The organism is Streptomyces sp. NPDC059850 (assembly GCF_042731515.1).
Classification (GTDB): Bacteria; Actinomycetota; Actinomycetes; order Streptomycetales; family Streptomycetaceae; genus Streptomyces.
This window is the reverse complement of the sequence record NZ_JBHWJI010000007.1, coordinates 218,275-224,274: the sequence shown is the minus strand read 5'-3', so window position 1 is coordinate 224,274 and position 6,000 is coordinate 218,275. Positions and strand designations below refer to the sequence as shown.

The following is a 6,000-nucleotide window of genomic DNA, read 5'->3' as shown; positions in this document are numbered from 1 at the left end:
GCCCGGTTACATTCCGAACCCGGAAGCTAAGCCTTTCAGCGCCGATGGTACTGCAGGGGGGACCCTGTGGGAGAGTAGGACGCCGCCGAACAATCATTGGAAAAGGCCCTGTTGGGAGCTTCAAGCTCCCAACAGGGCCTTTTTCGTATATGTCACTACCTCCCCGGTGAGGGGCCCCGCCGTCACTACCGGTAGAGTCATGGGGCATCATCGGCTGATTCCCTCACAGGAGGCCCCCGGGTGGAGGTTCAGGAGACACGGGTCCAGACGGATCGTGTACTCACCATCCCGAACATCCTCAGCACCGCTCGCCTCTTCGGCGTACCGCTTTTCCTGTGGCTGATCCTGAGGCCCGAGTTCGGCGGGCCCAACAGTGACCTGTGGGCGCTGCTGGTGCTGTTGCTCAGCGGGGTGAGCGACTACCTGGACGGCATGCTGGCACGCCGCTGGAACCAGATCAGCAGCCTCGGCCGCCTCCTGGACCCCGCCGCCGACCGGCTCTACATTCTGTCCACGCTCATCGGCCTCACCTGGCGGGACATCCTCCCGCTCTGGCTGCCCATCGTTCTCCTCGGCCGCGAGGTGCTGCTCGTCGCGATGGTGTGGATCCTGCGGCGGCACGGCTATCCGCCGCCCCAGGTGAACTTCCTCGGCAAGGCGGCGACGTTCAACCTCATGTACGCCTTCCCCTTGCTCCTTCTGAGTGATGGAAGCGGTCCGCTTCACACGACCGCCGCTATTTTCGGATGGGCGTTCGCCGGATGGGGTACAACACTCTATTGGTGGGCAGGAGTCCTCTACGTGGTTCAGGTCCGCCGGCTGGTGAAGGCGGACGCCGCGGCCGACTGAGTTCGCCGTCGTGGGCAACCCAGCACCGGGTGCCCGTAGCGATTTCTTGGGCCATCGGGCGTGCGCGGTCGGCATGACCGTCGTCTCTTTCGAGGAGGACGCTTCCGACATGAAGGCCGTCGTAATGGCAGGGGGCGAGGGAACTCGTCTGCGCCCGATGACCGCGACCATGCCCAAACCGCTGCTGCCCGTGGCCAACAGGCCGATCATGGAGCATGTGCTGCGGCTGCTCAAGCGGCATGGCCTGTCCGAGACCGTGGTGACCGTGCAGTTCCTCGCGTCTCTGGTCAAGAACTACTTCGGGGACGGCGAGGAGCTCGGCATGGAGCTGACCTACGCCAACGAGGAGAAGCCGCTCGGCACCGCGGGCAGCGTCAAGAACGCGGAAGAGGCGCTCAAGGACGATGCCTTTCTGGTGATCTCGGGTGATGCCCTGACCGATTTCGACCTCACCGAGCTGATCAATTTTCATAAGGAAAAGGGCGCGCTGGTCACGGTCTGCCTGACCCGCGTCCCCAATCCGCTTGAATTTGGAATCACCATCGTCGACGAGGCGGGCCAGGTCGAGCGCTTCCTCGAAAAGCCCACCTGGGGTCAGGTCTTCTCGGACACGGTCAACACCGGCATCTATGTCATGGAGCCCGAAGTCTTCGACTACGTCGAGCCGGATGTTCCCGTCGACTGGTCCGGAGATGTCTTCCCGCAGCTCATGAAGGAGGGCAAGCCCATCTTCGGCTATATCGCCGAGGGCTACTGGGAGGACGTCGGTACCCATGAGAGCTATGTGAAGGCCCAGGCCGACGTCCTGGAGGGGAAGGTCGACGTCGAACTCGACGGTTTCGAGATCTCGCCCGGAGTCTGGGTCGCCGAAGGCGCGGAGGTGCATCCCGAGTCCGTGCTCCGCGGCCCGCTCTACATCGGTGACTACGCCAAGGTGGAAGCCGGTGCCGAGATCCGGGAGCACACCGTCGTCGGCTCCAACGTCGTCGTGAAGACCGGTGCCTTCCTGCACAAGGCCGTCGTCCACGACAACGTCTATGTGGGTCAGCAGAGCAATCTGCGCGGCTGTGTGATCGGCAAGAACACCGACATCATGCGTGCCTCCCGTATCGAGGACGGCGCGGTGATCGGCGATGAGTGCCTGATCGGCGAGGAATCGATCGTCCAGGGGAACGTGCGGGTCTATCCGTTCAAGACCATCGAGGCGGGCGCGTTCGTCAACACCTCGGTCATCTGGGAGTCCCGGGGACAGGCCCATCTCTTCGGGGCCCGGGGCGTATCCGGGATCCTCAATGTGGAGATCACCCCCGAGCTGGCGGTGCGGCTGGCCGGTGCGTATGCCACGACCCTCAAGAAGGGCTCGACGGTCACCACGGCCCGCGACCACTCCCGTGGCGCCCGCGCCCTGAAGCGGGCCATGATCTCCGCCCTGCAGACCAGCGCCATCGACGTGCGGGACCTGGAGAACGTGCCGCTGCCGGTGGCCCGCCAGCAGACGGCCCGGGGCAGCGCGGGCGGCATCATGATCCGTACGTCCCCCGGCGTCCCCGACTCCGTGGACATCATGTTCTTCGACGAGCGCGGCGCCGACCTGTCCGCGGGCGGTCAGCGCAAGCTGGACCGGGTGTACGCGCGCCAGGAGTACCGCCGGGCGTTCCCCGGCGAGATCGGCGACCTGAGCTTCCCGTCGAGCGTCTTCGACTCGTACACCGGCTCCCTGCTGCGGGCCCAGGACGTCAGCGGGATCGCCGAGTCCGGTCTCAAGGTCGTGGTGGACGCGGCGAACGGCAGCTCCGGGCTCGTCCTCCCCAGCCTGCTGGGGCGGCTCGGGGTGGACGCGCTGACGATCAACCCGGGGCTGAACGAGTCGCGCCCCACCGAGACCGCCGACGGCCGCCGCTCCGGGCTCGCCCGGCTCGGCGAGATCGTCGCGTCGGCCCGCGCGGCCTTCGGCGTCCGCTTCGACCCCGTCGGCGAGCGGTTCTCCCTCGTGGACGAGCGCGGCCGCATCGTGGAGGACGACCGGGCGCTGCTGGTGATGCTGGACCTGGTGGCCGCGGAGCGGCGCAGCGGGCGGGTGGCGCTGCCGGTGACCACGACCCGGATCGCCGAGCAGGTCGCGGCGTACCACGGCACCCAGGTGGAGTGGACGACGACCGCGGCGGACGACTTGACCCGGGTCGCCCGGTCCGAGACGACGATCTTCGGCGGCGACGGCCGCGGTGGCTTCATCATCCCCGAGTTCAGCAGCGTCTTCGACGGTACGGCCGCCTTCGTCCGGCTCATCGGACTGGTGGCGCGCACCCAGCTGACGCTCAGCCAGATCGACGCGCGGATTCCGCGGGCCCATGTGCAGAAGCGCGACCTGGCCACCCCCTGGGCGGTCAAGGGCCTGGTCATGCGGCATGTGGTGGAGGCCGCCGGGGACCGGTCCGTGGACACCACCGACGGAGTGCGGGTGGTGGAGGCCGACGGCCGCTGGGTGATGGTGCTGCCCGACCCGGCCGAGGCCGTCACCCACCTGTGGGCGGAGGGCCCGGACGACGCGTCCGCGCAGGCGCTGCTCGACGAGTGGGCCGGTGTCGTGGACAGCGCGGGGCGCTGATCCTGGGGTCTTCCGGCGGCTCTTGAACCCGTTTGAACACGTTGGGGCGCCGCCTCCCCGGCCCGGATCCGGCACGCCGGTGGGGCCATTGGGAGACGGCGCCGCCGACGTGCGACGATGTGCGGCATGTCGCAGCAGCCCCCCGTTCGGAGCACAGCAACACCGAGCCCGCGTCCGCGTCCCGACGCGTCCATGTCGCTGCTGACCAATGTGATGGACCACAGCCTCGACGACGGCTACGCCGAGGCGGCCGCGCGGCGTGGCGAGACCGGCAGGTCCCGCCTGCCGCGCACCCTGCGCGGCCGGTTGACGATGGCCCTGGGCCTGGTGATGGTGGCGGTCGTGGTCACCATCGGGGCCGCCGAGGCCCGGATATCGGCACCGACGCTGGCCAAGGAGCGAAGCGAACTCATCGACCGCATCGAGTCGGGGAACGCGAAGGCGGACGGGCTCGCCAAGGGCGTGGACCAGCTCCGCGGCGATGTGGGGGAGAAGCAGCGGCAGGCGCTGCAGAAGCACGGGGGAGCCAAGGGCGATCTGGTGGCGCTGCTCTCGGGGGCGACCGCGGTGTCCGGTCCCGGCGTCAAGCTGACGGTCGACGACGCCAAGGAGTCCACGTCGGGGAGCGGCGGCGGCCCCCGGGAGAGCAACGACTTCTCCGATACGGGGCGGGTACGCGACCACGACATGCAGCGTGTCGTCAACGGCCTGTGGGAGTCCGGCGCGGAGGCCGTCGCGATCAACGGACAGCGGCTGACGGCGCTCTCGGCGATCAGGGCCGCGGGAGACGCCATACTGGTCGACAACAAGCCGCTGGCGCCGCCGTACACCGTGCTCGCGGTGGGGGACGGGCAGCGGCTGAGCACCGCTTTCCAGGACAGTGCCGATGGGCAGTACCTGCATGTGCTGCAGGAGAACTACGACATCCGCACGAGCATTACCGCCCAGGACACGGTCCGGCTTCCGGCCGCGCCGAGCCTGATCGTACGCAGCGCAGAACCCATAACCGGCGGCGCCGGTAAGGGTGGCACCGAAACAGGGAAGGGCACATCGTGATCGCCGTATTGGGCCTCATCGTGGGAGTCGTGGTCGGACTGGTGGTCCGACCCGTGGTGCCGACGGTGGTCGAGCCCTATCTGCCGATCGCCGTCGTGGCGGCGCTCGACGCCGTGTTCGGTGGCTTCCGGGCGATGCTGGACGGGATCTTCGACGACAAGGTCTTCGTCGTCTCGTTCCTGTCCAACGTGGTGGTGGCCGCGCTCATCGTCTTCCTCGGTGACAAGCTCGGCGTCGGCGCCCAGCTGTCCACCGGGGTCGTGGTCGTCCTCGGTATCCGCATCTTCTCCAACGCTGCCGCGATCCGTCGGCATGTGTTCCGGGCGTGAGGCCGATGACGACTGACGACACCCCCGAGAAGCCGGAGCGAGCCGGGACGTCTGGGCAGCCCCAGAACCCGCCTCAGCAGGCCGAGCAGCCTGAGCCGCCGCGCGAGCCGGAGCGGCCTGAGCAGGCCGAGAAGGGCCAGTCGGCCGCGTCGGCCGAGGAGCGGGACACGGCGGAGACGCCGCGTGACTCCGAGCGGCCCGGCGCTTCGGCGCAGCGGAGCGAACCAGAGCGGCCTGCCGCGCCTGAGCAGCCCGGCGGGTCCCCGGATGGCCCGGAGACCGAGCGGCCCCAGCGGCCGGAGGCGGCGGAGAAGTCCCCGTCAGCCGACGCGCGCGAAGAGCGGGCGACGGCGGAGAGCCCGCGAGACTCCGGGCGGCCCGGCGCTTCGGCGCGGCCGAGCGGCCCCGAGCAGTCCGCGAAGCCGCGGACGCAGGCATCGCCCGAGCGCCCGGCTGCGTCCGAGCGGCCGGGTGATGAGGTGCAGGGGAGCGCACCCGAGCGGTCTGGAGCGCCTGGACGGTCCGTTGGCCCGCAGCAGCAGGGTGGACCCGAGCAGTCCGCGAAGCCGAAACAGCAAGGCGCACCCCAGCGACCCGGTGCGTCCGAGCGGTCCGGCGATTCGGCGCGGCCGAGCGGCTCCGAGACGCCTGGCGCGTCCGGGCAGCCCGCGAAGCCGGGACAGCAGGGTGCGTCTGAGCGGGCTGGTAGGCCGCAGCCGCAGGGCGGGGTGGCGGGACCGTCGGGGCCCAAGCCGCCGGAGAAGCGCGCGGAGGCGGGCGGGAAGCCCGAGCAGCCCGAGGCGGACGAGAAGCGCAAGGCAGCCCCGTTGCAGCCCCCGGCGCCCCAGGCGGCGCGCCCCGGGGCGGGTGGGCCGGGCGGCCCCCGGCCCGGCCTCAGGGCGCCGCTGCCGCAGAACGCTCCGCCCCGCGGTCCGGGGCCCCAGGGCCAGAGTCCCAAGGGCGCACCGCCCCGGGGCTCGGGGTCCGGGGGGCAGGCACCCCAGAGTCAGCCCCCCAAGGGGGCACCGCGCCAGGGCCCGGTGCCCCAGGGCCCGGCATCCCGGGGCGCACCGCCCCGGGGTCCGGTTCCTCGGGGGCAGGCACCCCGGGGCCAAGGACCCCAGGGCGTACCGCCTCGGGGGCCGGGCGCTGGCGGTCATC

At 70.2% G+C, this 6,000-nt stretch carries 4 protein-coding genes and 1 rRNA gene; all 5 read left to right on the top strand.

Going from position 1 to position 6,000, the window contains the following annotated elements:
* A 5S ribosomal RNA gene (gene rrf, locus ACFV9T_RS08550) occupies positions 1-91 on the top strand; the annotation flags it as partial.
* 149 nt (positions 92-240) lie between these two features.
* Positions 241-849: a CDP-alcohol phosphatidyltransferase family protein gene (locus tag ACFV9T_RS08545; protein WP_385437633.1), complete on the top strand. Its 609-nt coding sequence runs from the start codon at positions 241-243 to the stop codon at positions 847-849.
* Positions 850-958: 109 nt separating this feature from the next.
* Complete coding sequence (locus ACFV9T_RS08540; RefSeq protein ID WP_385437632.1) at positions 959-3,454, top strand: sugar phosphate nucleotidyltransferase; 2,496 nt, start codon at positions 959-961, stop codon at positions 3,452-3,454.
* A 117-nt stretch (positions 3,455-3,571) separates the two neighbouring features.
* The gene (locus tag ACFV9T_RS08535; protein ID WP_385437630.1) at positions 3,572-4,510 is read left to right on the top strand and encodes a DUF881 domain-containing protein; all 939 of its coding nucleotides are present in this window, start codon (positions 3,572-3,574) and stop codon (positions 4,508-4,510) included.
* Positions 4,507-4,839: a small basic family protein gene (locus ACFV9T_RS08530; RefSeq protein WP_014058688.1), complete on the top strand. Its 333-nt coding sequence runs from the start codon at positions 4,507-4,509 to the stop codon at positions 4,837-4,839. The genes ACFV9T_RS08535 and ACFV9T_RS08530 overlap by 4 nt, the downstream gene beginning before the upstream one ends.
* The last annotated feature ends 1,161 nt before the right edge of the window (positions 4,840-6,000 follow it).

What these genes read in the sequence shown, in the direction of transcription:
- ACFV9T_RS08540 (WP_385437632.1), top strand. Translation starts at nt 959, where the DNA reads ATGAAGGCCGTCGTAATGGCAGGGGGCGAGGGAACTCGTCTGCGCCCG.
- ACFV9T_RS08535 (WP_385437630.1), top strand. Translation starts at nt 3,572, where the DNA reads ATGTGCGGCATGTCGCAGCAGCCCCCCGTTCGGAGCACAGCAACACCG.